The 23,831-nt window shown below is 46.2% G+C and carries 29 protein-coding genes and 1 pseudogene; 19 read left to right on the forward strand and 11 right to left on the reverse strand.

The window, feature by feature from the left end:
• Positions 1–153: 153 nt before the first annotated feature.
• Entirely contained in the window at positions 154–807 is a 654-nt protein-coding gene (locus tag MBEAL2_RS15000) for an ABC transporter permease (RefSeq protein WP_052947741.1), read from the forward strand.
• Positions 808–892: 85 nt separating this feature from the next.
• Here MBEAL2_RS15000 and MBEAL2_RS15005 read toward each other — a convergent pair whose 3' ends face one another.
• From MBEAL2_RS15005 to MBEAL2_RS15015, 3 genes are all read right to left on the reverse strand, one after another.
• On the reverse strand, positions 893–1,855 hold the full coding sequence (locus MBEAL2_RS15005) for an aldolase catalytic domain-containing protein (RefSeq protein ID WP_047153094.1): 963 nt from the start codon (positions 1,853–1,855) through the stop codon (positions 893–895).
• Positions 1,856–2,040: 185 nt separating this feature from the next.
• Positions 2,041–3,561 carry a DHA2 family efflux MFS transporter permease subunit gene (locus MBEAL2_RS15010; protein WP_047153095.1) on the reverse strand — a complete coding sequence of 507 codons (1,521 nt, stop codon included), beginning with the start codon at positions 3,559–3,561 and terminating at the stop codon, positions 2,041–2,043.
• A 9-nt stretch (positions 3,562–3,570) separates the two neighbouring features.
• A complete protein-coding gene (locus MBEAL2_RS15015) occupies positions 3,571–4,200 on the reverse strand; it encodes an HlyD family secretion protein (RefSeq protein WP_047153096.1) in 630 nt (209 codons plus the stop codon).
• Between the two features lie 134 nt (positions 4,201–4,334).
• Between MBEAL2_RS15015 and MBEAL2_RS15020 the strand changes: the two genes are divergently transcribed.
• From MBEAL2_RS15020 to MBEAL2_RS15050, 7 genes and pseudogenes are all read left to right on the forward strand, one after another.
• Positions 4,335–4,877 carry an NAD(P)H-dependent oxidoreductase gene (locus MBEAL2_RS15020; protein WP_047153097.1) on the forward strand — a complete coding sequence of 181 codons (543 nt, stop codon included), beginning with the start codon at positions 4,335–4,337 and terminating at the stop codon, positions 4,875–4,877.
• Between the two features lie 23 nt (positions 4,878–4,900).
• Entirely contained in the window at positions 4,901–5,269 is a 369-nt protein-coding gene (locus tag MBEAL2_RS15025) for a hypothetical protein (RefSeq protein ID WP_047153098.1), read from the forward strand.
• Positions 5,270–5,521: 252 nt separating this feature from the next.
• A complete protein-coding gene (locus MBEAL2_RS15030; protein ID WP_047153099.1) occupies positions 5,522–6,541 on the forward strand; it encodes a phosphodiester glycosidase family protein in 1,020 nt (339 codons plus the stop codon).
• Positions 6,525–7,235: a hypothetical protein gene (locus MBEAL2_RS15035; protein ID WP_047153100.1), complete on the forward strand. Its 711-nt coding sequence runs from the start codon at positions 6,525–6,527 to the stop codon at positions 7,233–7,235. Before MBEAL2_RS15030 ends, MBEAL2_RS15035 begins: the two co-directional genes overlap by 17 nt.
• A gap of 152 nt (positions 7,236–7,387) precedes the next feature.
• Positions 7,388–8,725, forward strand: coding sequence for a cytochrome ubiquinol oxidase subunit I (locus MBEAL2_RS15040; protein ID WP_047153101.1), 1,338 nt, complete (start codon positions 7,388–7,390; stop codon positions 8,723–8,725).
• 44 nt (positions 8,726–8,769) lie between these two features.
• Positions 8,770–9,798, forward strand: a complete 1,029-nt coding sequence (locus MBEAL2_RS15045; RefSeq protein WP_047153102.1) for a cytochrome d ubiquinol oxidase subunit II — start codon at positions 8,770–8,772, stop codon at positions 9,796–9,798.
• 432 nt (positions 9,799–10,230) lie between these two features.
• Positions 10,231–11,462 (forward strand): annotated as a pseudogene (locus tag MBEAL2_RS15050) (aminopeptidase).
• Between the two features lie 93 nt (positions 11,463–11,555).
• On the opposite strand, the gene MBEAL2_RS15055 reads toward MBEAL2_RS15050, so the two are convergent.
• A complete protein-coding gene (locus tag MBEAL2_RS15055) occupies positions 11,556–11,756 on the reverse strand; it encodes a cold-shock protein (protein WP_047153103.1) in 201 nt (66 codons plus the stop codon).
• Positions 11,757–11,937: 181 nt separating this feature from the next.
• On the opposite strand from MBEAL2_RS15055, the gene MBEAL2_RS15060 reads away from it, so the two are divergent.
• Positions 11,938–12,291, forward strand: a complete 354-nt coding sequence (locus MBEAL2_RS15060; RefSeq protein WP_152667805.1) for a DUF2512 family protein — start codon at positions 11,938–11,940, stop codon at positions 12,289–12,291.
• Between the two features lie 74 nt (positions 12,292–12,365).
• Here the strand turns inward: MBEAL2_RS15060 and MBEAL2_RS15065 are convergent, their stop codons facing one another.
• Positions 12,366–13,334 carry a metal ABC transporter substrate-binding protein gene (locus MBEAL2_RS15065; RefSeq protein ID WP_047153105.1) on the reverse strand — a complete coding sequence of 323 codons (969 nt, stop codon included), beginning with the start codon at positions 13,332–13,334 and terminating at the stop codon, positions 12,366–12,368.
• Positions 13,335–13,647: 313 nt separating this feature from the next.
• Here MBEAL2_RS15065 and bcaP point away from each other — a divergent pair, with 313 nt between their 5' ends.
• A complete protein-coding gene (gene bcaP, locus MBEAL2_RS15070) occupies positions 13,648–15,033 on the forward strand; it encodes a branched-chain amino acid transporter BcaP (RefSeq protein ID WP_047153106.1) in 1,386 nt (461 codons plus the stop codon).
• A 43-nt stretch (positions 15,034–15,076) separates the two neighbouring features.
• Here bcaP and MBEAL2_RS15075 read toward each other — a convergent pair whose 3' ends face one another.
• The 3 genes from MBEAL2_RS15075 to modB all read right to left on the reverse strand — a co-directional run bounded on the left by MBEAL2_RS15075 (position 15,077) and on the right by modB (position 16,908).
• Positions 15,077–15,325 carry a hypothetical protein gene (locus MBEAL2_RS15075; protein WP_047153107.1) on the reverse strand — a complete coding sequence of 83 codons (249 nt, stop codon included), beginning with the start codon at positions 15,323–15,325 and terminating at the stop codon, positions 15,077–15,079.
• A 165-nt stretch (positions 15,326–15,490) separates the two neighbouring features.
• Complete coding sequence (locus MBEAL2_RS15080) at positions 15,491–16,150, reverse strand: ABC transporter ATP-binding protein (RefSeq protein ID WP_047153108.1); 660 nt, start codon at positions 16,148–16,150, stop codon at positions 15,491–15,493.
• 11 nt (positions 16,151–16,161) lie between these two features.
• The gene (gene modB, locus MBEAL2_RS15085; RefSeq protein ID WP_082129960.1) at positions 16,162–16,908 is read right to left on the reverse strand and encodes a molybdate ABC transporter permease subunit; all 747 of its coding nucleotides are present in this window, start codon (positions 16,906–16,908) and stop codon (positions 16,162–16,164) included.
• 186 nt (positions 16,909–17,094) lie between these two features.
• Here modB and MBEAL2_RS15090 point away from each other — a divergent pair, with 186 nt between their 5' ends.
• Both MBEAL2_RS15090 and MBEAL2_RS32945 read left to right on the forward strand, forming a co-directional pair.
• Positions 17,095–17,679 (forward strand): Crp/Fnr family transcriptional regulator, encoded by a 585-nt coding sequence (locus MBEAL2_RS15090; RefSeq protein WP_236692871.1) that lies wholly within the window; start codon positions 17,095–17,097, stop codon positions 17,677–17,679.
• A complete protein-coding gene (locus MBEAL2_RS32945; protein ID WP_236692878.1) occupies positions 17,610–17,801 on the forward strand; it encodes a helix-turn-helix domain-containing protein in 192 nt (63 codons plus the stop codon). The genes MBEAL2_RS15090 and MBEAL2_RS32945 overlap by 70 nt, the downstream gene beginning before the upstream one ends.
• A gap of 78 nt (positions 17,802–17,879) precedes the next feature.
• Here the strand turns inward: MBEAL2_RS32945 and MBEAL2_RS15095 are convergent, their stop codons facing one another.
• Positions 17,880–18,347 carry a CBO0543 family protein gene (locus tag MBEAL2_RS15095; protein WP_047153109.1) on the reverse strand — a complete coding sequence of 156 codons (468 nt, stop codon included), beginning with the start codon at positions 18,345–18,347 and terminating at the stop codon, positions 17,880–17,882.
• Between the two features lie 82 nt (positions 18,348–18,429).
• Between MBEAL2_RS15095 and MBEAL2_RS15100 the strand changes: the two genes are divergently transcribed.
• Entirely contained in the window at positions 18,430–18,903 is a 474-nt protein-coding gene (locus MBEAL2_RS15100; protein ID WP_152667806.1) for an Mpv17/PMP22 family protein, read from the forward strand.
• A 26-nt stretch (positions 18,904–18,929) separates the two neighbouring features.
• On the opposite strand, the gene MBEAL2_RS15105 is transcribed toward MBEAL2_RS15100, so the two are convergent.
• Positions 18,930–19,370, reverse strand: a complete 441-nt coding sequence (locus MBEAL2_RS15105) for a 2-thiouracil desulfurase family protein (RefSeq protein ID WP_047153162.1) — start codon at positions 19,368–19,370, stop codon at positions 18,930–18,932.
• 106 nt (positions 19,371–19,476) lie between these two features.
• Between MBEAL2_RS15105 and MBEAL2_RS15110 the strand changes: the two genes are divergently transcribed.
• Positions 19,477–20,007: a hemerythrin domain-containing protein gene (locus tag MBEAL2_RS15110; protein WP_047153111.1), complete on the forward strand. Its 531-nt coding sequence runs from the start codon at positions 19,477–19,479 to the stop codon at positions 20,005–20,007.
• An 11-nt stretch (positions 20,008–20,018) separates the two neighbouring features.
• On the opposite strand, the gene MBEAL2_RS15115 is transcribed toward MBEAL2_RS15110, so the two are convergent.
• Positions 20,019–20,756: a nucleotidyltransferase domain-containing protein gene (locus tag MBEAL2_RS15115; RefSeq protein ID WP_047153112.1), complete on the reverse strand. Its 738-nt coding sequence runs from the start codon at positions 20,754–20,756 to the stop codon at positions 20,019–20,021.
• Between the two features lie 96 nt (positions 20,757–20,852).
• Between MBEAL2_RS15115 and MBEAL2_RS15120 the strand changes: the two genes are divergently transcribed.
• The 5 genes from MBEAL2_RS15120 to MBEAL2_RS15140 all read left to right on the forward strand — a co-directional run bounded on the left by MBEAL2_RS15120 (position 20,853) and on the right by MBEAL2_RS15140 (position 23,811).
• The gene (locus MBEAL2_RS15120) at positions 20,853–21,350 is read left to right on the forward strand and encodes an NUDIX hydrolase (RefSeq protein ID WP_047153113.1); all 498 of its coding nucleotides are present in this window, start codon (positions 20,853–20,855) and stop codon (positions 21,348–21,350) included.
• A 143-nt stretch (positions 21,351–21,493) separates the two neighbouring features.
• Positions 21,494–22,654 (forward strand): aminotransferase A, encoded by a 1,161-nt coding sequence (locus tag MBEAL2_RS15125; protein WP_047153114.1) that lies wholly within the window; start codon positions 21,494–21,496, stop codon positions 22,652–22,654.
• Positions 22,655–22,660: 6 nt separating this feature from the next.
• On the forward strand, positions 22,661–22,915 hold the full coding sequence (locus tag MBEAL2_RS15130; protein ID WP_047153115.1) for a PQQ-dependent sugar dehydrogenase: 255 nt from the start codon (positions 22,661–22,663) through the stop codon (positions 22,913–22,915).
• A 32-nt stretch (positions 22,916–22,947) separates the two neighbouring features.
• Positions 22,948–23,142, forward strand: coding sequence for a PQQ-dependent sugar dehydrogenase (locus MBEAL2_RS15135; protein WP_236692891.1), 195 nt, complete (start codon positions 22,948–22,950; stop codon positions 23,140–23,142).
• Between the two features lie 30 nt (positions 23,143–23,172).
• Positions 23,173–23,811 (forward strand): hypothetical protein, encoded by a 639-nt coding sequence (locus MBEAL2_RS15140; RefSeq protein ID WP_047153116.1) that lies wholly within the window; start codon positions 23,173–23,175, stop codon positions 23,809–23,811.
• Positions 23,812–23,831: the final 20 nt, after the last annotated feature.

Raw genomic sequence — 23,831 nt, forward strand, 5'->3', positions numbered from 1 at the left:
CCGAAGTGGGGTTTCTTATGGATTATGAATTCTTTTAGGGGTGAAGCATGAATTCGATTTCGCCATCGTCTTTTATTGTTCTTTTATTGTTTATTATTTTGCCGCTTGTTTTATCATCCGTTCAAAAACTAGGACTTGAGCGGGATTTGCTATTTGCTTTTGTTCGCGCCTTTTTTACAATTAACTGCGCTTGGGTTTGTTCTGCATTACATATTCAGCTTTACTCATGTTCTTTCCGTGTTCGGGTTCATTTTATTAATGATTTTGATTGCAACAAAAACAGCCCAGGGGAGAGGGAAGTGGGTCAAACACGGGTTTTGGCTTACTTTTTCTGGAGTTACCATAACCTGGGGGCTTACCTTCTTTATTTGGGTTGTGTGCAATATTATTCCCTTTCAAGCCAATTATGTTATTCCGATGAGCGGGATGATTATCGGCAACGCAATGACAACCATCAGTTTGCTGTATAAAGTAACAAGCCAGGAATTTGTCCACACACAGGGCATCATTGAATCCAAACTTGCTTTAGGGTTCACTTCAAAACAGGCATGTGAAGACTTAATTAAAGAAAGCATTAAAACGGTTTTTGTCCCTACGATCGATACGTTAAAAACGATAGGGACGGTTCAAATTCCAGGTATGATGGCTGGAATGATTGTGGCAGGGGCGAACCCAATGGAGGCCATTCGTTATCAAATTGTGATTATGTTTAGCTTAACATCCGGAGCGGCTTTTGCCTGTATGTTTATTTCCTTTTTTGCTTACCGCAGTTTTTTCACAAAGCGGGGATGTCTTATTCGCCCGTAAAATGAAAAAAGGCGCCTTTCTCGCAACGCAGTAGGTATCTCACTACAAAGCATTTGCGAAAAGAGGCGGCCCTGTGATTCTCACATTATTTCATTACGGAAGCGCCTGTCGTCTCGGGGGAGGTTAACGTATCGTAGAACTCGGTAAATTTATCACGGTCTATGCTGTCACGCCGGGCCATTGCAACGCGCGGGTGTTCATTCAGCACGCCGGAAATCATATAAGGGATGATATAACCCCACTCCCATTTCTCACGCATGGCCAGCATATGATTTTCGATAATGCCAAGCACCGGCTTTAGCTCGTAACGCGGGTTCTTAAGATAGCTGACAAGAAGCTCCGTGTTACAGTTTCCCGCGGCACGGCCCATGCCATAGACAGATGAGTCGAGGAACGTGACCCCATTTTCCACGCCGATTAATGTGTTTGCGAATGCAAGCTGCATATTATTGTGCATATGAACGCCGAGCTGCTTATTTGGGAGATGCGTTTGGAACTTCTTCACGAGATGTTCCGTGTTTTTCGGATCGAGACTGCCGTATGAATCAACGACATACACAACATCAACCGGACTTCTGCCGATTTCTTCAAACGCTTCGAACAGTTCCTGCTCGTGCACGTGCGATAGTGCCATGATGTTAAGCGAAGTTTCGTACCCCATGTCGTGGAACCTTTGCACAAGCTCCAGACCTTTGTCTACATCCCGTATGTAGCAGGCGACGCGGATCATATCGAGTACACTTTCTTCCCGGGGCAAAATATCATTCTCATCGACACGGCCGATATCGCAAAGTGCAGACATTTTTGTAAATTTCTTTTGTGGAAAAATCTCTTTCAGGAACCGATCGTCCAGAAAGCGCCACGGGTTCGGCTCCGTTGCGTTCAACAGCTTTGGGGAGTTTTTGTAGCCCAATTCCATATATTCAACACCGGCGGCATTTAATCCATCGTACAGGTCGCGAACGAAGTCGACGCTAAAATCCCAGTTATTTACCAGTCCTCCATCACGAATCGTACAGTCCAAAATCTTGCAATTTGTCATTTTCATCATGATTCCCCCCTTTTTTGCTTTTGCACTTTAAAGCTGTTATGCTTTTGAGCATTAAATACATTTGTGTAATTTATACTACAGTGTTCCGTAAGTGTCAACCATATAGTATGTCCAATAACTAAAAAAAAAGCCAATAGGTTCTATCGACTTTACGGTGCTAAAAAAAGGGGCCTTTATTTGATTTATGTGCGATCCGGTATTGCCCTGCGCAGGAAGAACGATAGCACTAAACCGATTACCGCGATCCATGTAGCGACAATAAAGGCGTCATTAATGCCGTTAATCGCGGAGGTTTGTGAAGCTAAACCGTATAACACCTGTGTTGCGAGCGCCTGTCCTGCCTCAGGCGGGACTCCGGCAGAAGCGGCAAGTTCCTGCCCGAGCTGGTTCACGTTTTGAACAACCGGCTCATTTGCCGTAGTAATTGTATTCGAGTAATTCGCAAGGTGCAAGGTCGCTCGATTCGACATCACTGTGACCAGCAGTGCGGTACCAATCGACCCGGCGATCTGGCGCATCGTATTGGACATGGCTGTGCCGTGGCTTCCCAGGTGCCTCGGCAGCTGATTTAGTCCCTCGGTCTGAACAGACATCATCAATAGTGACATTCCAAAACTTCGGGCCGTATAAATGATCATGATGTGTGAATAGGGCGTATCGGTTGTTAGCCTGCTGAATTCAAAAGTCGTTACTGCAGTAATCACAAGACCGACAATCGCCAGCGGGCGGGCACCGATTCGGTCAAAAATAATGCCGGAAATAGGAGACATAACGCCCATAAGCAATGCACCCGGCAAAAGCAGCAGCCCGGACTCTAAAGGGGTGAACCCGCGGATGTTCTGCAGGTAGATAGGCAGAAGAAGCATTGCACCAAACATTGTCATCGTTGTAGCGGAACCAACAATGGTGGAAATTGTAAAAATATCGTATTTAAATACCCGGAATTCCAGCATCGGCTCCTCCATCGTCAACTCACGTACGATAAAGAGAACAATAAAAATAACCCCAACCGAAAGCGTCGCAATAACAGTCGCACTGCCCCAGCCGTCGCTGCCGGCCGAGCTAAACCCATACAGCAGCGAGCCAAATCCAATCGTAGAAAATATCGTCCCCGTTAGATCGAATTTTGGATAAGAAAGCCTGGATACATTTTGGAGCCACCGGGCAGCGAGCAGGATGTCTAACACCCCGAGAGGGATGACCATGAAAAACAATACTCTCCACGTATAATTTTCTACAATCCACCCGGATAAGGTAGGGCCGATAGCGGGAGCAAACATCATGGCGATGCCCATCATTCCCATCGCGGCGCCTCTTCTTTCGGGGGGGAATACCGTCAGAAAAACACTCATAACCAAAGGCATAAGAATTCCCGCGCCGCTTGCCTGAATAATTCTCCCAATTAATATAATCGAAAAGCTGGGGGCTATGGCGCAGACGATAGAACCGATCGTAAATAAGCCCATTGCTGAAGTGAAGAGGACCCTTGTTCCGAATGATTCAATTAGAAAGGCAGTAATGGGAATGAGAACACCATTCACAAGCATATACGCTGTTGAGAGCCACTGGACGGTCGTAGCTGATACATTGAAATCATTCATTAAATGCGGGATCGCTACGTTAATGAGCGTCTGATTTAAGATAGAGATAAAGGCGCCAATCATGAGAACGGTTAACGTACGTCTAATGGATATTGCGTCCATGCCAGCCTCCTAAATATGTACTCTCACCGTGGCGTTCATTCCTGGGACTAGGCCCAGGCCCTTGTATCCTTCGATGACAATCGTAATGGGAATGACTTGCGTTACTTTCGTATAGTTTGCATTTGTGTTGGAAGAAGGGAGCATAGAGAAGGTACCTGCAGTAGCCAGTCCGATTTTGTCTACCGTTCCTGTCAAGGTTGTATTCGGAAATGCATCAATATAAACATCAACAGCCTGGCCAACTTTAATCTGGTTAATAACCGTCTCATCTATATTGGCCGTGATCCACAGATGATTTAAATCAAAAGCTCTTGCAAGAGGCGTACCCGGCGTAACAAATGAATTAGGGACGGCAGACTGCTGGACGATCGTTCCGCTAACAGGAAACGTAATATTTGCACGGCTGCCTGCGGATTGCACCCCTCCTACAAGATCACCGGAATTATAGGATTTGCCGACCTCTCCATTCCAGTCAACCAGCTTTCCGGCGGCTATGGCTGAAATGGTTATCGGCTGTCCGTCAACCCGGGCGTTGTCAGAAGTAACGTAGTTTGCGGATTGATTGTAGTAGTATGCAGCCGCTCCCCCGCCTGCTAATATAACAAGCACAATTAAAATATTTACGATAAACACTCGCATAAATCGGTATCCTCCCTTTTTTTTCCTAAGATGAATTTGCCCCAGCCCTACAAGCCCTATACAAAAAACAAGGGGATTATTTGGTTCGGATTGGGGATGAATAACAGTAATAAAAAAATGGAGGGGAATTGAGGATGAAAATCTATGTCGTATATGACAGTGACAATGGCCATACGGAGGCCCTGGCACGCTCAATAGCGGAAGGCGCCCGCCAGGCGGAAGGGGATGCGGTGTTCCTGCACCATGTCCGGGAAGCAAATGTAAACGATCTTGTGGAAATGGATGCGATTATCTGGGGATGCCCCGGACACTTCGGAACAATAAGCGGAGGATTAAAAACGTGGATTGATAAATTGGGCTATTTATGGGCCCAGGGAAAACTAATCGGAAAAGTCGGAGCGGTTTTCTGCACGACGGCTACCGTCCACGGGGGGATCGAATCAACCATGCTTAACCTGATTACGCCCATGCTGCACCATGGGATGATTATTGTTGGGTTACCCGGGAATATTCCGGAGAATGCCCTTTACGGCTCGTACTATGGAGTCGGTGTGACCTGCCCGGTAGAAGCGTCTCCTAACGATCCGCTAAACCTGCCCTCAGAAACGGATTTAGCGTTAGGAAGAGCATTAGGGATGCGTGTGGCTGCAATTACAAAGAAACTTGCAGGCAAATAAATGGAGAGCGGGAGATACTGCAGATGCAATTTATTATATTTGCTGTTTTAGCCGTCATCGCCTTCATTTTTCTCATCGTATACAACCTCAGAGCGGCAAAGAAATCTGAGAAAAAGGATAAAGGGAATGCAAGCCCCATGCCGCAGGAGGAAATGATAGACTACATACCGGAAAGGAAGGCACTGCCTATGGAAAATCCAAATCAGGCAAGCGGCAATCAAACAATAAGCAACCAGGCAGCCGGGAACAATGATCAGGCGTATAGGCAGGCATTAAGAAGCTTTGTTGAACAGGATGCACAGACTCAGACCAGCGAGACGGAGCAGGACAAGATAGCCGATCAAGAGTACCGGGAAGCTCTCCGCTCCATGTCAAAGCGGGAGGGTGAATAGTTTATATAAGTGGTGCAGCCGCCCGTTCATGGGCGGTTTTTTGTTGTTAAGGAAAGTATATGTTGCTTTAAATGAACTTTCTTTTTTCCTTTTTTGTTGGCAGCATTGCCTTGCTGTCGCAATTTCGAGAAAGAAGGAGAAAACAGGAGAAAGGAGTCGAATTTCCCCATATTCCCCCTATTGTCAATTCCACTGTTCTATCTATATTATAGGCTTATGGTAATAGGGAATGGAAAGGGAGAAAGTGATTACATGCCAGTCATACAGACGGACAAAAGCAGTGCCGCGAGCAGAAGTAAAATCCATCGGAGGAAGAAGAAAGGCCAGATTATTGGAATGCTCTTCTTTCTATCCATTTATCTGGTTATATCGACAGGAGGGCTGGTCTTATACGGTCCTTTTGAAAATTTGCGCAGTACAGTCATTGGAGCTGTCTTAACCAGCAGGCACCCATGGTATATTGAGTACTTTTATTCTTCTACTGCTCTTGCCAAGTACAGGCCCGTTGGAATGGATAAGATGAGTGAAGGGACAATGAAAGCCAGCAATTTCTCCTCTGTAAATGATACGGGGATTGAAGTCATTCCTATTGAAGCAAAAAAATATAGCGGAAGTCTCCTGGTGATTAAAGATCCAAAGCGTGTTCACGTTGCTGTAACAAAATATATAAATAATGTCGGGCAAACTGTAAGCGAAATGGTTAAGGACGCGAATGCGGTAGGGGGAATCAACGCCGGTGGCTTTTATGATGTAAAAGGAAAAGGAACGGGCGGCATTCCGATGGGCATTACAGTTTCGCACGGCCGCTATGTCAGCGGAGATCAGACGGTACGACAGCCGCTCATCGGCATTACGCAAAACGGGGCGCTCGTTATTGGAAAATACGCGTACAATGAAATAAAAGAGCTCGGCATCCAGGATGCTGTCTCTTTTGGGCCTGAGCTTGTGAAGGACGGGAAACCATTCTTAGAGGAAACAGATGGCTCCTGGGGTATCGCCCCCCGTTCAGCTATTGGACAACGAAGTGACGGTGCAATTCTGCTGCTTGCTTTATCCGGAAGAGGAAACGGTGGTGTAGGCGGCACCCTTCTGGATTGCGAAAAAATTATGCTGGACAATGGGGCGCAGTTTGCTGCTAACCTCGATGGCGGATACAGCTCGGAATTGTATTATAAGGGCGATTTCCTGGTACCTCCTTCTAATCCTCTCGGAGAGCGTTATGTAGCTACCAGTTTTGTCATAGACGGAGTGGGAAATGGTGAGAAGCATTAAAAAGATAAGAAAAATATCACTTTGGTTATTGGGAGCGGCAGTGCTTGTCTTCTCCCAGCTCGGCGTGTTATACCAATTGGATCAATTTTTAAAGCCGCCATCACTACAAAGAACCATGGCATCAGCCCGATCGGCTGCCGGAGTGGAAGAAGATAACAAGGTATCCGTCCCGGAGGATGCGGTTCAGTATGCTATCGCACCGAATACTTCCCGGATTGCTTATGTAACCAGGGATAATGAAAAGAAGTTAACGATTAAGGATAACAAAGAGACCGATTCTTTAGAAGAAACCGGAAACATCACATTCATGAAATGGCTGGGGCAGTCCAACGCGCTGCTCTATATGGTGGAGAAGCGCCATATGCTGGTCATGAATCTGCTTCAGGTGCACCACGGCGAGCCGGTGCCTATTCATGAATTTCCAGATAATAACTGGAAGGTTGAAGATGTGTTTTTTTCTCCCTATTTGGAGTTTTTCTATGTCCACATGAAAAAAGAAGATCGGGATGAAGTATACAAGTATACGGCTTCAAAGGGGTTGGAAAAAGTACCGCTGCGCAATATGCAGATTTCCGCCATTACGTATGATGAGAAAAACGATATTCTTTACATCCAAAATAAGAAAGGCAGGATGTGGGAATATAAGGATGGGAAATTACGTCATCTTGCACTGGGGGAACACAGTCTTTCTTAGTCAGTAAGCTTTACACTACATTTTTATAACATGAAAAGGCCGCTTTTTAGAAGAGCGGCCTTTTCATGTTACAGAAAATAAATGGAATATTTATTGGATAAACAGACCAATAATAAGGTTGCCAAGTTTTGTAATGAGGGGAGCAGGAAAGAATGGATGATGTTACACTCGCCAGAACACTGTTTGGAACGACAATGGCTTTTCATATCATATTTGCCACACTCGGGGTCGGCATCCCGTTTATGATTTTAGTGGTGGAAATTTTGTATCAATGGAAAAAAGACCGGGACTACAATGTTATGGCCAAGCGGTGGACGAAAGCGCTTGCTGTTCTACTGGGAGTTGCTATTCCCACTGGCACAATTGCAGCGGTTCAGCTTTCCCTTCTATGGCCTGGGTTTATGGAAATCGTGGGGAAAGTTATTGCCCTCCCCTTTCAAATTGAGATTTTTGCATTTTTGCTGGAAGCGTTGTTTATGTCGCTCTATGTGTATGCGGCTGACCGGTTATCCCCTGTGATGAGAATTGTAAGTGTAGGCCTTGTGGCTCTGGGAGCGCTTGCCTCCGGTGTACTCATTACAAACGTCCATGCTTTTCAGGAGACGCCGACGGGATTTCGACTGGAGGGCGGCCAGGTAACCGATGTAAATCCGTGGGCCGGGTTTTTTAATCCGATGTTCTTTGTCACCTCCTTTCATATGGGAACATCAGCATATATAACGGGGGCTTTTGCTATTACAGCCATTGCGGCATATAAAATGTTGAGAACAAAGAATTCTGTAAAAGAATTTGTTTTCCATAGAAAAGCCTTAATGGTAGGGCTTGCAATTGGCGGGATCTTTGCCTTGCTTACGGGACTGAACGGCCATGAATCAGCTCAAGCTTTGCATAGATACCAGCCGGAGAAGCTGGCTGCGGCGGAAGGGTTGTTTGAAACCCGGGCGTATGCGCCGCTTGCTGTTGGAGGCTTTACCGATCCCGTGACCCACGAGCTGCGGTATGCCATTGAGATTCCCTGGCTGCTTAGCTTCCTGGCAGGCAACCGTTTTAATGAAGTGGTCGTTGGACTCAATGAATTTCCGGAGGAATATTGGCCGCCGCTTTATATTCATACTTTGTTCAACGGGATGGTTGGCGTCGGCATGTTTCTTATTTTTCTCTCCGTCTTTGGATTTGCCTGGCGGCATGGCCTAAAGCGGGACACGTTTCCCCGCTGGCTGATGTGGATCTTTGTTGCCTCAGGTCCAATGGCAGTACTCGGAATTGAGTTTGGCTGGATTTTTGCCTGCACCGGCCGGCAGCCATGGATTCTTTACCGGATTATGTTAACCGCAGAAGCAGCTACGAAAAGCGGGAATCTTGGTTTGTTGTTTGTTCTATTTGTAGGTGTTTATCTGCTCCTGGGGGTGGCTACCATTGTTGTTCTTCGCCACTATTTCAGGCGGCATCCGCTGGCGAAGGAACTGGGGGAGCAGCCGCTTAGCTCATAGCTGAAAGGGAATGGAAGTTCGGATGATTGAGAGGAGTACGGCCAATGACGAATGAGATTATTGCGATTGCCTTGCTATGGCTATTTGTCTTTATTTACTCGGTTGCAGCGTCTATTGATTTTGGCACTGGATTCTGGTCTATGATGTACCGGAGAAGCGAGCAAACATCGGCAACGAGCATTGCCAACCGCTACCTTTCCCCATCATGGGAAGTGACGAACGTCTTTATTGTTTTAATTGTGATCGGTCTGGTAAGTTTCTTCCCGGGCGCCACCTATACGCTCGGTACCGTTTTACTTGTCCCGGGGAGCCTTATTTTACTGCTGCTCGCCCTGCGGAGCGCCTTTCTTGTATATTCCCATGCGATGGAGGAATATGAAAAGGCACTGTCGATTGTTTCCGGCGTTACCGGACTGTTGATTCCGGCCCTGCTTATCCAGGTGCTGCCGATTACCCAGGGCAGTTTTATTAGAATCGTGGATGGGCGTGAAGAACTGCTGCTCGGCAAGCTGCTCACAAGCCCGAGCGGTATCGCATATGCCTTTTTTGCTATTAGCAGCACGTTCTTTCTATCTTCTTTGCTGCTGGCTGACTATTCCCGGGTAGCTGACGACAAGGACGCATACCGCATCTACCGGCGCGATGCAATTCTAAACGGGCCTGTTTCCTTTATGAGTGCGATCTTTGTTCTGGCTGCGATGAAAAATGAAGCCGGCTGGCTGTATAATAATTTATTTTTTTACATCGGCTGGATGGCGGCTTCTGTCATTGCTTTTATTATCGGTTATTCCGCACTCTGGTGGCCTCCGAAGAAAGGAACGATGAAAGGGCGGCCAAGAATTGCGGTCGTTGGAGTTGTCCTGCAGTATCTGCTTGCCAGCTACGCCTATGGCAACGCCCACCTGCCCTATATCGTCTATCCTCACGTAACCATTCAATCGGCGTTTACCCACCCGAACACGTTCCGGGCTCTGTTTGCTTCGTACATCGTAGGCTTTGCTATCCTCACTCCGGGATTTATTTTTTTCTGGCGGATGTTTATGAAAGACAAGCGCTACGTAAAGCAGCATTAACAAGAAAAAAGGGAGTTCATTCCACTTACCTTTCCCTTCCGCAAGGAAAGAAGAACTGTCCGCTCCACCTCCCTGTGAGCAAAGCCCGCAAAACATCTGGGTAGTTCGAGGATGGAGACAATTGCGGGCTTGTTCTGCTCTCCGGGAGGTTCCGCTGGGTCAGGAAGGCCGGACAGCGTGGACTGCCCTCCCTTTTCTCTAACATTATTTGACCTTGCGGTCTTTTTCACTGCGATTTTAAACTAACACATACTCCCTTGTGGAAGCTGCACGACCGCTTAGTCTCGTCTGGTTTTTTCTTAGAATGAGGCGGTTATAGGCAGTTTAATGCTGGAATAAATTTTGGGAATTTGGAATTATTCCGCTTTTCCCCTATACTTGTTATACGTGATGGATTATTTTAATTCAACTATACGTATATGGAGGATAGACATGAGCCAATTCGAACAAAATCTCGAAAAATACGCAGCTCTCGCCGTTCATACAGGAGTGAATGTGCAAGAAGGGCAGACACTTGTTGTGACGGCTCCGCTTTCCGCGGCGGCTCTCGTGCATAAAATCGCAAACAAAGCATATGAGGCCGGAGCAAAGAACGTCCATGTTGATTGGATAGACGAGGAGCTTACACGCATTAAATATGAAAAGGCACCGGACGAGGCCTTTACGGAATACCCAATGTGGAAAGCAAAAGGGTGGGAGGAAATGGCGAAAAACGGTGCGGCGTTTCTGTCTGTGTTTTCTCCAAATCCTGACCTTCTAAAAGGCATAAGGCCCGAACGTATCGCGGCGGCGAACAAGACAAATGCCACCGCTATGCAAAAATACCGCAGTTACCTGATGGCAGATAAAGCCTGCTGGTCGATTATTGCGACTCCTACAGAGGAATGGGCGAAGAAAATTTTTCCTGATTTACAGGCGGATGAGGCGATGGGAAAGTTATGGAACGTTATTTTTGATGTTACACGCGTTTCCGCGGAAAATCCGATAGAGAAGTGGAAAGAGCATAATGCAAGGCTGGCTGAAACGGTAAAATATTTAAACACAAAACAGTACAAACAGCTTGTTTATAAAGCCGACGGCACGGATTTAACGATTGATTTGCCGGAAGGCATCTATGGCAGGGTGGCGCAGTGGTAAGTGAAAAAGGAATCGTGTTTAACCCGAATATGCCTACGGAAGAAGTCTTTACGATGCCGCATAAGGACGGCGTAAATGGAACCGTGCGCAGCACCAAGCCGTTAAACTACGGAGGAAATACGATAGAAAACTTCACCCTGACATTTGAAGGCGGAAAAATAGTCGACTTTACAGCAGAAACAGGGTATGAAACATTGAAGCACCTGCTGGATACCGATGAGGGCGCACGCCGGTTAGGAGAGGTCGCTCTTGTGCCGTATGACTCTCCCATTTCAAATTCCAATCTGATTTTCTATAACACGCTGTTCGATGAGAATGCATCCAGCCACCTTGCGATCGGCAATGCATACCCGACGAACCTCAAGGGCGGGGCAGAGATGTCTCAGGAGCAGCTTGTAGAGCATGGAGCTAACACAAGCCTGGTGCATGTTGATTTCATGATCGGTTCTGCCGATATGGATATTCATGGGGTAACGAAAGACGGCGGCCGGGAGTCGATTTTCCTAAAAGGGAACTGGGCGTTCTAGGTGAAGGAACGGGAGGGCTATTCGATTTAAAAAAGCTGCTGGCACAGTTATGTCAGCAGCTTAAGCACACTATTATGTAGGATGAGTACAATCTTATAGCTTGCTTACGTTTGCAGCCTGAGGCCCACGGTTTCCTTCTACAACATCGAATTCAACGCGTTGTCCTTCGTCAAGCGATTTGAATCCATCCCCTTGAATAGCTGAGAAGTGTACGAATACGTCTTCTCCCCCTTCAACCTCGATAAATCCAAAGCCCTTTTCTGCATTAAACCATTTCACTGTACCTGTATTCATTTCAAAACCCCCAAAAAAATTTAATCAACAAACTACCCTTACTATACCCAGATAGCGAGAACGTGAAACAAAAAGACGAAAAAAAATATTAAAAAACACGAAGAATATCTTACCCGAGATTGGTTACGATAAAAGCAAAACATGTATAAAGGAATGGATTCGGGTGGGAAATATAAAACCGATGGTAGTAAAACTGATTTTAGTAACCGGTGTGCTGTCTCTTATTCTGGGACTGCTTTACGGGGTATCGTTCGTAGGTGTGTTGTTAATGAGTGCCATTCTCGCCGTTGTTTCTTATTATGTAGGAGATTTAATTATTTTACCTCTGACGAATAATATAACGGCGGTCATTTCCGACTTTATCCTCTCCTTTGCGGTTATCTGGCTCGTGTGCCTTTTTTTAATCCGCCAGGGAGCGGTGACAATGACGGGAGTACTTATTGCCGCCCTGGCGATTGCGGCAGGTGAATACTTTTTCCACCTTTATATGGGGAATCAGCAAAGGATAGAGGAGATAAAAAGCAAATTGCAGTAACCCTGGCTGTTTGTATTTCATATCGAAAAAAGCACCCGTTAAGGTGCTTTTTTCGATATACATGAGCTTATTAACTATTTCACTTCAAGCATCTTTTTTAGCGTTTCCAGATTGGCCTTCATTAAATCAACATAGGTCTTCCCGGATGCCAGCTGTTCCTTTGTCACGTTTTCAACAGGATTTAATAAAATCGCTTCAGCTCCCGCCTCGCGCTGGACCGCCTGGGCTACCTTGCTCTGCACAAGCTCTTCGAATGCTACATATTTAATATGATGCTTTTTCACGGTGTCAACTAAATTCGTCAAATCCTGCTGGCTGGGCTCCTCAGACGGTGAAAGGCCAGAGACCGCGATTTGCTTTAAGCCGTAATGCTCCGCAAGGTAGGCAAAAGCACGGTGCGAAGTGACAAACTCCTTTTTCTGTGCTCCGGCCAGTGTCGTTTTAAAATCCTGATCAAGGGAATCCAGTTGTGCCGCCAGCTTGCTGTAATTGGCCTCATAGTCAGCCTTATGGGCCGGGTCTACTTCAGAGAGCGCCTTCTGTATCGTTTCGGCCTGCTGCTTAGCACGCACCGGATCTAACCAAATATGCGGGTCATGCATTTGACCGTGTTCATGATGATCCGTACTATGTTCATCGGCCATTTCTTGCTCCAGCGTCAGCAGGCGGACTCCCTGGCTTGCATCAATTGGTTTTGTTTTTGCTGTATCCAAATTCTGAATCGCCTTTTCAATCCATGTTTCATATCCGGCCCCATTATAAATGAAAAGATTCGCTTTGCTTAGTTGTGCCATGTCTTTAGGGGAGGGTTCAAAATCATGCGGCTCTGCCCCCGGAGGAATGATACTGTTTACAATGACATAATCTCCGCCGATAGTGCGGGCGAAATCATAAATCGGAAACAAACTTGTGTAAATCAGTACTTTTCCATTTTTCTGCTGGGCAGGCTGGCCACTATCGTTGTTTCCACATCCAGCCAGCAACACCATAATTAGCAGGCTTAACGCGAGTGCGCTAAAAAATATTCTCCTGTATCCCACCATATTAATAAAGACCTCCCGTTCATTTAATAAGATTCATTACGATTTATTCCGAAAATAAGTATACCGTAATGAATACGATTTGTAAATGAACAGAGGCAAATATAACCGAGCATACGATAGGGAAAAAGATAGCTTCTTTATTTCAGAGTTAAGATTGGATTTATAGGATAATAATGAAAAGATAAAGAATACAAATTACTTTATTGGGCTGACTATTACATATATTTCGAATAATAATCACAACTTACTTTTGCGACTATTTAGTTTATATAACAATTAAAAGCAACATCGAATGCTACAGGAGGAGGAAGTTATGAGCAGTTTGTTTAGAAAAAAACCGATTGAGCAATTGCTTAATCCTGACAAGGGGAAAGGACTAAAGAAAACCCTGGGCGCTTTTGACCTTACAATGCTTGGGATTGGGGCGATTATTGGTACAGGAATCTTTGTATTGACGGGTGTTGCTTCGGCAAAGCATGCGGGGCCTGCTCTCGTTATTTCGTTTATCATTGCGGGGCTTGCCTGTGCTTTCGCGGCCCTGTGCTATGCGGAATTTGCTTCAACCGTTCCTGTTGCGGGGAGCGTGTACACGTACACGTATGCAACGATGGGAGAACTTATTGCATGGATGATCGGCTGGGATTTAATTCTTGAGTACTTGCTTGCGACTTCAGCTGTTGCCAGCGGGTGGTCCGCTTATTTTCAATCGCTGCTTACGGGATTTGGCATTACGATCCCTTCATCCCTTGCCAGCGCACCGGGGGCGGGAAAAGGCGGTGTTATGGACCTGCCGGCCTTTATTATTGTCATGATTATTACATGGCTGCTTAGCAGAGGCATGAGAGAGAGCGCCCGTGTAAACAATATTATGGTTATCGTGAAACTTGCGGTTGTGCTTTTATTTATTGCTACCGGTGTGTGGTATGTAAAACCGGCGAATTGGACACCGTTCATGCCGTTTGGATTTGGCGGCGTAGTAACCGGGGCCGCAACAGTATTCTTTGCCTATATTGGATTTGACGCCGTTTCTACAGCTGCAGAAGAAGTTCGCCGGCCGCAGCGCGACTTGCCGATTGGGATTTTCAGTTCACTCATTGTCTGTACCATTCTTTATATTGCCGTATCGGCTATTTTAACGGGGATTGTTCCGTATACGCAGTTAAATGTAAGCAACCCGGTTGCTTTTGCCCTTAACTATATCCATAAAGACAGGCTTGCCGGCCTCATTTCTTTCGGAGCGATTACGGGGATTACAACAGTTCTTCTTGTGATGCTGTATGGGCAAATACGCGTGTCGTTTGCGATGAGCCGTGATGGTCTGCTCCCTGAATTCTTCTCCAGGCTGCACCCTAAATTCCAGACACCTTATCGAAATACGTGGGTAACAGGATTTATTGCCGCTCTTGTGGCGAGTTTCGTCGACCTGGGAACACTCGCAAGTTTGGTAAACATGGGCACGCTGTCAGCTTTCGTGCTTGTATCCATTGCGGTTATTGTCCTGCGGAAAACGCACCCTGAATTGCCCAGAGCGTTTCGGGCACCGGCTGTACCGCTGCTGCCGGTCCTGGCCGTTCTGTCTTGCGGCTATTTGATGATTAGCCTTCCTGCAGAAACATGGATTGCTTTCATTATATGGCTCGCAATCGGCCTGCTTGTTTATTTTCTCTATGGGCAAAAACATAGCAGGTTAAATAAATAATCATAGTAAAAAAGGGAGTCCTGTGCTGACGGCAGGGACTCCCTTATTCTTTTGTGATCACAATTCGATCGGAAACTTTTATTTTTGAAGCGCCAAAATATTCGGTTAGCAGCAACGCCATATCATCTACCGTAATGTCCTGAGGAAGATTGCATTTTATGGAGTCAACATCGCGTAAGTAATCCACACAATTGAGGTGGTCAGTAAGCAATTCAGCTACGCGTACGGCGATGATTGTACTTGGTTGTATGAGGACTTCTTTGTTTCCAGTCGTGTTTATTTCTATAAGCATCGTTGCAGTTCACCCCATTGTATAAAGAGTTGAATAATCTTAACTGATAACAATATAATAATACATAAAAAACAATAGGTTAATAGTATTATACCCGGGTAACTAGTTTTATAGACGGTTTGTATAAAAAAAAGCCCTTTACCAGGAGGAAAGGGGCCTTTTTTGCTATGTAGCCGGTATAAGCTGCTCTTCACTGTGAATTTTCCCTGCTTCCATATAGAGAATTCGATCCCCGAGCTTTCTGGCTTCTTCTTTATCATGTGTAACGAGAATGGTAGGGATTTTCCATTCTTTATGAAGGCGAAGCAATTCATCCTGCCCACGGAGGCGACTCGCATGATCGAGCGCGGACAACGGCTCATCGAGCAGCAACAGCGCCGGTTCACATGCCAGTGCCCGCGCAAGGGCGACCCTTTGCTTTTCTCCACCGGAAATTTGGTGTGGATACTTCAGTAACAGGTGCCCTATACCGAGCCCTTCTAAAAGGTGCTGAATTTGGTTTTCTTCCTTTACGGTGAGGGGCTGCCGTATGCCATATCGGATGTTTTTTCTCACAGTCATATGGGGGAAAAGGGCATAGTCCTGAAAAAGATAACCAACTTTCCGTTTCTGCGGAGGCAGCCCTCCGGCCTCTTCGCTAAAGAAAACCATATTGTTTAGCAGAACGCTGCCTTTATCAGGATGAAGGAGGCCTGCGATGATGTTAAGAGCCGTCGTTTTTCCCGAGCCGGAAGGGCCGAATAAAACAACGATTTCATCCTTCACGCAAAAGGTAATATCTAATGTAAACTGAGCCAGTTTTTTTTGGATTTGAACCGAAAGCATAGAAAGCTCCTTTATTGGCCTTTTTGGTTTGCAAAACGGCGCATGTTATGTTTGCTCCACCAGTTCAGCCATACGATTGAACTGAACCCCAGAGCGACAATGATGACGACCCAGAATACCGCCTTCTCCATCTGCCCTGCTTCAACGGCAAAATAAATGGCGAGCGGGATTGTATCCGTTTTTCCCGGGATATATCCGGCGATCATCAATGTTGCACCAAACTCACCAAGTGCCCGTGCAAAAGCAAGGACAAGCCCTGCTAACAGCCCCGGCCAGGCGAGAGGAAAGGAAATCGTCCAAAAAACCTTCCATTCTGAAGCCCCCATCGTCCGGGCCGCGTTTTCAAATTTCTGATCGATTGTCTGAAAGGCGGCTGAGGCGCTTTGAAACATGAGCGGGAAAGCAACAACAATGGAAGCGAGAACCGCGCCAAGCCATGTAAACACAATCTGGACATCAAACCAGGAAAGAAGCCAGCGGCCGATTAAGCCGTTCCTGCCAAATAAGATCAGGAGGCCAAACCCCACAACGGTTGGAGGCAGGACAAGCGGCAGCAAGAAGACAGCTTCTATTATGCTTTTTCCGAAAAAATGTTTGTGTGCAAGCAGCCGTGCAATCAATACACCTGTAAAGAAAACAACCAGGGTGGCGAGGCCGGCTATTTTTAATGACAACAGAAGGGGGGTTGCGTTAAAGCCGTGCAGCCAACCGGCCAGGCCGGGTGCCGAAGCGGTAGGAAGTTCTAGCGTTTTCCACATCGATATCCCTCTTTTCGGTTCCATTATAATGGAGGGATTCCAGCCTGTAAATTCAGGAGGAGAAATGATTGATAGTAAAACAGTTCAATTATTACTATTTATATGGTATAATTGGTGAAAAATTATGATGGGGAAAGTCAGACAGCAGCCCTTGCAAACCATTTTATTTTCCCAGGGGGAATCAAGGTGAAGGAAGAGGATAGTCAGTCCCTCAATGATACAATCTCACCGCAGCTTAAAACGCTGCTCGATTCACTTGCCGTTGACGTACAGATGGCAAAAGATGATTATTTATTCAACGAAGGAAATCAAGCTGATAAATTATATATGATTCGCTCAGGACGCATTAAGATTAGCAAGCTTACCGCCGGTGGCCGGGAAATGACGCTGCAAATTTGTGATGCCCCTGAAATGATAGGTGAGCTGGGCTTCTTCTCAACCGCCGCTTCTTATTCGACTACGGCTACTGTTTTGGAATCCGGAACGTTCGGGGTCGTAAACCAGTCCGCCCTCGAAGAGCAGCTTATTCAGAATGGAACGCTTGCCGTTGAATTTATTAAATGCATGGGAAGGAATTATCGGCGGACGCATTCTAAATTCCGCGATCTTGTCCTTAACGGAAAGCAGGGAGCCATCTATTCTACGTTGATTCGCCTTGCGAATAGCTTTGGTAAGGAAACGGACAATGGGGTCTTATCGACTTGTCGCTTACGAACCAGGAACTTGGTGATTTTTGCGGTACGACTCGTGAACGGGTCAACCGAATTTTAGGTGATATGCGGAAAGAAAAAATTATTTCTGTGAAGCAAGGGTATATTACCATTCACGATCTGGAGCAATTAAGGGAAATGAATGACTGTGAAGATTGCCCGATCGATATATGCAGGATGTAAATCATAGACATGTGGAGGACCTCGCCGGATAGGCGGGGTTTTTTTCTCATTATAGGAATGAATGCCTCGCCGTTTTAATTACTTTTTAGGGTTTGAGGAAAGGGCGTTGTATGCCTGGGAGTAATACCGGTACAGGCAGGCAATGGAAAGAAAAATCACGGTGTCCGCTCCGATAGAATAATATAAATTCCACCATTTGTGGTGTCCCATATACCCAGTTTTTAGGGTGATCCATTCGAATGTGGCTGCGGCGGCTGTCCAGATGAGCGTGTTTCTTATTATTTTGCCCCATGTGGGCGGGAGTGATTGAAGAAATAAATACGATACAACCGGGTAAATACTGAAATCGAGCAGTAAAGGAATGGAATAACTGGGAGAAGGAAGACCTTGATAAGACCAGAGCATATAGGTAACCATAATTAAATCGGTAAGCAAGCCTAAGAAGCTTGAATACATCACAGCGCCATAATATTTACGGATGTTATTTTTATCGGCGAAATAGAAAAAGCACATCCAGGAAAGGATAAAAAGTACAATAAAATACATAGATTCTCTCCGGCAATTTATAAATTTATACGAAGGCGGCAAGGATAAGTTCAGGAGGTTCATATAATGGCAGTATTCCTATTTGATGTTCTTGCTATGCTTCTTTTTATTGCCTTTGCTGATTTTTCCCGCTTTCGCCCGCTTGTTCCGGTACTCATCACTGGCGTTTTTTTTTCGTTTCCTCGAACATTTTATCGTTGTTGATTGGCTGGAATTATGGGGAATAAAGGGCGCTCTCTGGCGCAAGTTATGGCTCCCCATTAGTGCGGATGTGACAGTATGGCCTGTGGCCTGCTTTTTCTTTATTCAGTATATGCCCCGGAAAGGGCGGGTTTTATACGGAGCGGCGTGGGTTGCCGCCATGCTGGTTTACCTGCAGCTATTAGTATGGAGGGACGTAATCTTTATGAAGGGGTGGAACCTATTTTATTCCGCCATTGTAATAAGCCTGTATTTCACGCTCATTTACTTCCTGTGGGAGTGGCTAAAGCAAGCTGAAGGAAGGGAGCGGCATGAGGATGGGACAGGAAATAAAGAACAGACTGCCGGTACATAATAGCCCGCAGTCTCTTCTTGTATTCCTTAGTTTTCTTCGGATGTAACAGCGATGCCATTTCGAATGAAGAGAGCCGCCGTCACGCCGACCCCTGTGCGTTTTGTTTTTGAAAAAGTCCCGTCATATATTGCTGCACTGCCGCACGATGGGCTCCGTTCTTTTAATACGGCTTCGGCAGCCCCTGCAGTTTGTGCAATGCGCAATGCTTGCTGTGCTCCCTGGATAAAATCGGCGGTTACGTCGTTTCCCCGGTCATCTATAACTCTGGCCTTTCCATCAAGCACATCGAACCCATCGCCGCCTACGATCTCTGCAGGAGGCCGCGGTGTTGGGAGGCCGCCTAACTGCTCAGGGCAGACGGGCACCGCCTTCCCCTCTTTGACAAGCTGCTCGATCTGTTCCACCCGGTTATCTTTCTTATCGTATCGGCACTGGCACCCCATAAGGCAGGCACTTACAATTTTCACCTTTTTGTCACTTCTTTCTTCTATGATTTGTGACATCGTTAACAATGTCCGGCTAAAAAGAGGCTTATAATAAAATTATTATATAGCAAAAAGGCAGGGGAGAGGAATGGATAACTATATTGCGCTGTGTCCTAATTGTTTTAAACGCCCGGATTTGCCGGAAGCGTATTCACCGTTGCTGGAGAGCCACGAGAAAATAAAAATTCAAATGTATGATTTATCCGGTATTCTGGCAGACATTGAAAACGGAGAACGAAATAAATTTGACAATTTTATGGTACCTTTTCACCGTTTTATGCATCTGTGCGAAGAGCATATGAAAAAAGAAGAGAAAAGCATTCATCCTCTTCTTATTAAAGCTTTTCACAACAATGAGGAATTGGCGGCTTATTTTAAAGGAGAGCATACACAAATTCGTGAAAATATGGCCTATGTAGCGTTTATGCTTTCAGCCCTTGTCTCCCGGCAAACAGTGAACGAGCAGCTCGTTCATAAGTTCCTTGAGGCTGCCTGGCTGCTTATAGATACGATTCACGAGCACTGGTATAAGGAGGAATTCGGACTGCTTCCCATTCTAAATCGGCTGCTGGACAGGGAAGACAAGCTGCTCCTGCATGGTGCGTTTTCCGCATGTTAAGCACGAGCCCCTCATTCCGCAAATGTGTCTTTTGCATGGCGAAGTATAATTTCACTGTATAACTCCTGAATTTTCTCCCTCTCCACGTGCTGGGGCAAAGCAGTATGCGCCAGAGCAGCTTCGAGGCGCTTCTCTAAAGAATAGGCAAGTTCAAAAATGTCCTCCCAGCTTTTTTCGCCGTTTCGGATCGAGAGAAGCAGCGGGCGATCTTGTGTTCGGTGCACTTGCATTGCCCCTGTTTCTAAGATTTCGCATCCCATTGTCAGCAGCCGAACAAGGTGCATGGCATGCTTCTCCAGCTTCCCTACAGAAGGCGGCGGAGCTGATATGTCTATAAGCATGGCTTTATCCAGACCTCCTTTTAACCGTACGAGCTGATTTCGCGCGTATCCTCCAAAAGAATAAAAGCAGTTTTGTGAAAGGAAGATTTGGCGGTTGTCCCGGATTCTATTGAATAAAGGCGAGGTAAAAAGAACAAACTCGGCTTCTGTATACAGCATCTCAAGGATCGTCGGATTTTGCGAAGCAGCCAGGTTCATGAACTTCTTCAAGGAATGGTATTCGATATCCGGATGATGGCCTACCTGTGTTTCCCATTCCTTGTCAAGCGAGAGGTGGTAAGATAAAGGAAGAAGCACCACTGCTTTTTCATCCCGGTCAGATGTGTTAATCGTTAACCCGTAGGAAGTAGAACCGGTGACCACATGGTAAATGACTGAGTTTTTTATCACATCGAGTGCAGGCTGCAATTCATATCACTCCAAATTCATGGCTTTTACTTCTATTATAGATAGTATTACAATTTTATTCTCAAGGTAAATTGTTGAGCAGAAGGTGAGCAGTCTATGAGATATAAATACTGTCCTAAATGCGGAGGCACACTGCGTTTAAATGATAAACAGGATAGTACCAGGCCTGTATGCACAGAGTGCGGGTTTGTTTTCTATCAGAATCCTGCGGTAGGTGTCGCGGCTATTGTTATGCGGGAAAAGAAAATCCTGCTTGGAAAACGCAGCGGGACGTACCGGGGGCAATGGTGCATTCCATGCGGCTATGTCGAGTGGGAGGAGGATGTGAATGATGCAGCAAAAAGGGAGTTTGAAGAAGAGACAGGATTACAAATCCGAATCAAGCGGGTCTATGCGGTACTGTCCAACTTCCATAATCCTGAACAGCACACGGTTGGCATCTGGTTTCTTGCGGAAGAGGAGGGAGGAAGCCTAAAAGCGCAGGATGATTTGGAGGAAGCCGCTTTTTTCTCCTACGGACAGCTTCCCGAACTGGCATTTCCGACAGATAAGCAGGTGCTGCGAAAACTAAAAGAGGAAGGTCTCCTCTCTTAGCGGATAAGAGAAAACCCCTTCCACATATTCAAGATGAAGGGGAACAGGGTGTAACAACGAGTATGGATGTCTTTTTCCTGCTGGACGTTCAACCATGCTATACTCTTATAAAAAGGCATCGAAGCGAAAGGATGAAAACATAGATGGAGCACCTAATCAACCCAAGAGTCCGCGATATACAAATCTCAGGCATCCGCAGGTTCTTTAACAGAGTCATGCAATATGATGATGCTATATCCCTGACGATTGGCCAGCCTGACTTCGCCACACCGGAGCATATTAAAGAAGCGGGCAAGCGGGCGATTGAACAAAACAAAACCGTATACACACCGAATGCGGGCCTTCCTGAATTGCGGGAAGCTGCCAGCCGCTTTCTCGCTTCGAGGTATGGCCTGTCCTACAATCCCGAGAATGAAATCATTACAACAAACGGGGCAAGCGAAGCCATTGATATTACGCTGCGGACCATTCTTGATGCAGGCAGTGAAGTCATTCTCCCGGGCCCTGTATATCCAGGATATGAGCCGATTATTAAGCTCTGCGGAGCTGTGCCGGTGTATATAGACACAACGCAAAATGATTTTAAAATAAGTGCCAAATTACTTAAAGAGAAACTAACAGAGAAGACGCGCTGTCTCATTCTTCCTTATCCCTCCAATCCGACAGGATGTATTCTGGATAAACAGACTATAGTTGAAATCGCTCATTTGCTTGAAGACAGAGACATTTTTGTGCTTTCGGATGAAATATACAGTGAATTAATTTATGGGGCCCAGCACCATTCGATCGCTGCAATCAACCACATGCGCGAGAAGACGATCGTTATTAACGGCCTTTCAAAATCACACTCAATGACGGGCTGGAGAATTGGCTTTACGTTTGCACCGGTTTATCTTTCAGAACAGATGCTTAAGGTTCATCAGTACAATTCGACCTGTGCCAGCTCCATTAGCCAGTATGCGGCGCTTGAGGCATTAACGGCAGGGGTGAATGACGCGGAGGCCATGAAGGATGAATACAATCAAAGAAGAGACTATGCATACGAAAGGCTCGTATCGATGGGCCTTGATGTCGTCAAGCCTGATGGCGCGTTCTACATTTTTCCTTCTATAAAAAAATTCGGCATGAATTCCTTAGACTTTGCCGTCCGCCTGCTCGAGGAAGCCAGAGTAGCCGCAGTGCCCGGGGACGCCTTTTCTTCCTTCGGGGAAGGATACATTCGAATTTCTTATGCGTATTCGAGGGACATTCTTGAGACGGGATTAAATCGCCTGGAAGGATTCATTTCCTCCCTCCGTGTGTAGCGATGTATGAAGAAAAGACGGATTATCCACAACATGGTTTGCATAGGCATTGCCTTGTTCCTCGCTGGATGCGGACCCAGGGGAAACAGTGAAGCAGAGGAAAGCAGCACAATGCCATACCGGCAGGAAATCGTTGCGGAGAGGCTGAACGTGCCATGGGCCATTGATTTTTCCCCTGATGGACGTATTTTTTTCACAGAACGCCCCGGCACAATTCGGGTAATTGAGAGGGGAAACCTCATTGGGAAGGACAACTGCTGATTGCCAACCTTAGAGGGAAGCAGCTATTGAAGGTGGAGTTAGAAACCGGGAAGCATGAAAAGGTAAAAAAAGCTGAGCCTTTATTTCCCGGTCAGTTTGGAAGAATTCGCGATGTGGCGGAAGCTCCGGACGGCAGTGTATATTTTCTAACCAATAACCGTGACGGCAGAGGAGAAGCACAGGCAGAAGACGATAAAATCGTACGCCTCATTCCTGCCACTCAATAAAATTATGACGTATAGGGGAAGTAAAACAGCATGACAAATCAACAGCTTGTATGGGAAGAAGAAACCAAACAATTGCTATCACCTGTTTGCCGCCAGTGCCCGGAGCCGCATTTCCAGCCGCGCGCCGGTGAACTGCCCCGGATTGGCTGCTGCGCGTACGAACCGGTATTTACGCTTTATGAAATTTACAGGATGGTAAAGGAAGGGGCAGCGGAATTTTTTCTTAATAGCATCTACCGCCACCCAAAAAATACGGTATACGATTATGAAATTATAGCCGGGGCGTACCTTCACCCACTCTTTTACAAAAAGCTGCCAGGTGAGGATATCTCACCATTTCAACGGTATGAAGAGTGGAAGGGGCAGGCTGGTACCGCCTATAAGGCGGTCGATGAGCGGCTTGCTTATGCAATGTGCCAGTTTTTTGTGGACGGAAAAGGGTGCGGGCTTGATCCCAGGTTTAAGACGAGCATTTGCCGTTCGTTTATATGTGAATCTGTGGAACAGCGGCTGTCTGGTGAGGAGAGAAAGAAGTTAGCTGAGTGGCAGCGTTCGATTCGTGAGGAAGCGGAGCCGTTTCACCGCAAGCACAAAGCCATTCTGCAGGAGAAAGGCATGAGTTTGCCTGAAAACGTGCATGGTATTATCGAGTATTTTATGTACTTATAGTCGGCAGGAAGGATCCTTCC

The sequence above is a fragment of the Aneurinibacillus tyrosinisolvens genome, from assembly GCF_001015055.1.
GTDB classification, from domain to species: Bacteria; Bacillota; Bacilli; order Aneurinibacillales; family Aneurinibacillaceae; genus Aneurinibacillus_A; species Aneurinibacillus_A tyrosinisolvens.

Bases quoted from the DNA above. Each gene is read 5' to 3' on its own strand.
- MBEAL2_RS15005 (WP_047153094.1), bottom strand. From the start codon at position 1,855: ATGAAAATGACAAATTGCAAGATTTTGGACTGTACGATTCGTGATGGA.
- MBEAL2_RS15010 (WP_047153095.1), bottom strand. From the start codon at position 3,561: ATGGACGCAATATCCATTAGACGTACGTTAACCGTTCTCATGATTGGC.
- MBEAL2_RS15015 (WP_047153096.1), bottom strand. From the start codon at position 4,200: ATGCGAGTGTTTATCGTAAATATTTTAATTGTGCTTGTTATATTAGCA.
- MBEAL2_RS15020 (WP_047153097.1), top strand. From the start codon at position 4,335: ATGAAAATCTATGTCGTATATGACAGTGACAATGGCCATACGGAGGCC.
- MBEAL2_RS15025 (WP_047153098.1), top strand. From the start codon at position 4,901: ATGCAATTTATTATATTTGCTGTTTTAGCCGTCATCGCCTTCATTTTT.
- MBEAL2_RS15030 (WP_047153099.1), top strand. From the start codon at position 5,522: ATGCCAGTCATACAGACGGACAAAAGCAGTGCCGCGAGCAGAAGTAAA.
- MBEAL2_RS15035 (WP_047153100.1), top strand. From the start codon at position 6,525: ATGGTGAGAAGCATTAAAAAGATAAGAAAAATATCACTTTGGTTATTG.
- MBEAL2_RS15040 (WP_047153101.1), top strand. From the start codon at position 7,388: ATGGATGATGTTACACTCGCCAGAACACTGTTTGGAACGACAATGGCT.
- MBEAL2_RS15045 (WP_047153102.1), top strand. From the start codon at position 8,770: ATGACGAATGAGATTATTGCGATTGCCTTGCTATGGCTATTTGTCTTT.
- MBEAL2_RS15055 (WP_047153103.1), bottom strand. From the start codon at position 11,756: ATGAATACAGGTACAGTGAAATGGTTTAATGCAGAAAAGGGCTTTGGA.
- MBEAL2_RS15060 (WP_152667805.1), top strand. From the start codon at position 11,938: ATGGTAGTAAAACTGATTTTAGTAACCGGTGTGCTGTCTCTTATTCTG.
- MBEAL2_RS15065 (WP_047153105.1), bottom strand. From the start codon at position 13,334: ATGGTGGGATACAGGAGAATATTTTTTAGCGCACTCGCGTTAAGCCTG.
- bcaP (WP_047153106.1), top strand. From the start codon at position 13,648: ATGAGCAGTTTGTTTAGAAAAAAACCGATTGAGCAATTGCTTAATCCT.
- MBEAL2_RS15075 (WP_047153107.1), bottom strand. From the start codon at position 15,325: ATGCTTATAGAAATAAACACGACTGGAAACAAAGAAGTCCTCATACAA.
- MBEAL2_RS15080 (WP_047153108.1), bottom strand. From the start codon at position 16,150: ATGCTTTCGGTTCAAATCCAAAAAAAACTGGCTCAGTTTACATTAGAT.
- modB (WP_082129960.1), bottom strand. From the start codon at position 16,908: ATGTGGAAAACGCTAGAACTTCCTACCGCTTCGGCACCCGGCCTGGCC.
- MBEAL2_RS15095 (WP_047153109.1), bottom strand. From the start codon at position 18,347: ATGTATTTTATTGTACTTTTTATCCTTTCCTGGATGTGCTTTTTCTAT.
- MBEAL2_RS15110 (WP_047153111.1), top strand. From the start codon at position 19,477: ATGGATAACTATATTGCGCTGTGTCCTAATTGTTTTAAACGCCCGGAT.
- MBEAL2_RS15120 (WP_047153113.1), top strand. From the start codon at position 20,853: ATGAGATATAAATACTGTCCTAAATGCGGAGGCACACTGCGTTTAAAT.
- MBEAL2_RS15125 (WP_047153114.1), top strand. From the start codon at position 21,494: ATGGAGCACCTAATCAACCCAAGAGTCCGCGATATACAAATCTCAGGC.
- MBEAL2_RS15130 (WP_047153115.1), top strand. From the start codon at position 22,661: ATGAAGAAAAGACGGATTATCCACAACATGGTTTGCATAGGCATTGCC.
- MBEAL2_RS15140 (WP_047153116.1), top strand. From the start codon at position 23,173: ATGACAAATCAACAGCTTGTATGGGAAGAAGAAACCAAACAATTGCTA.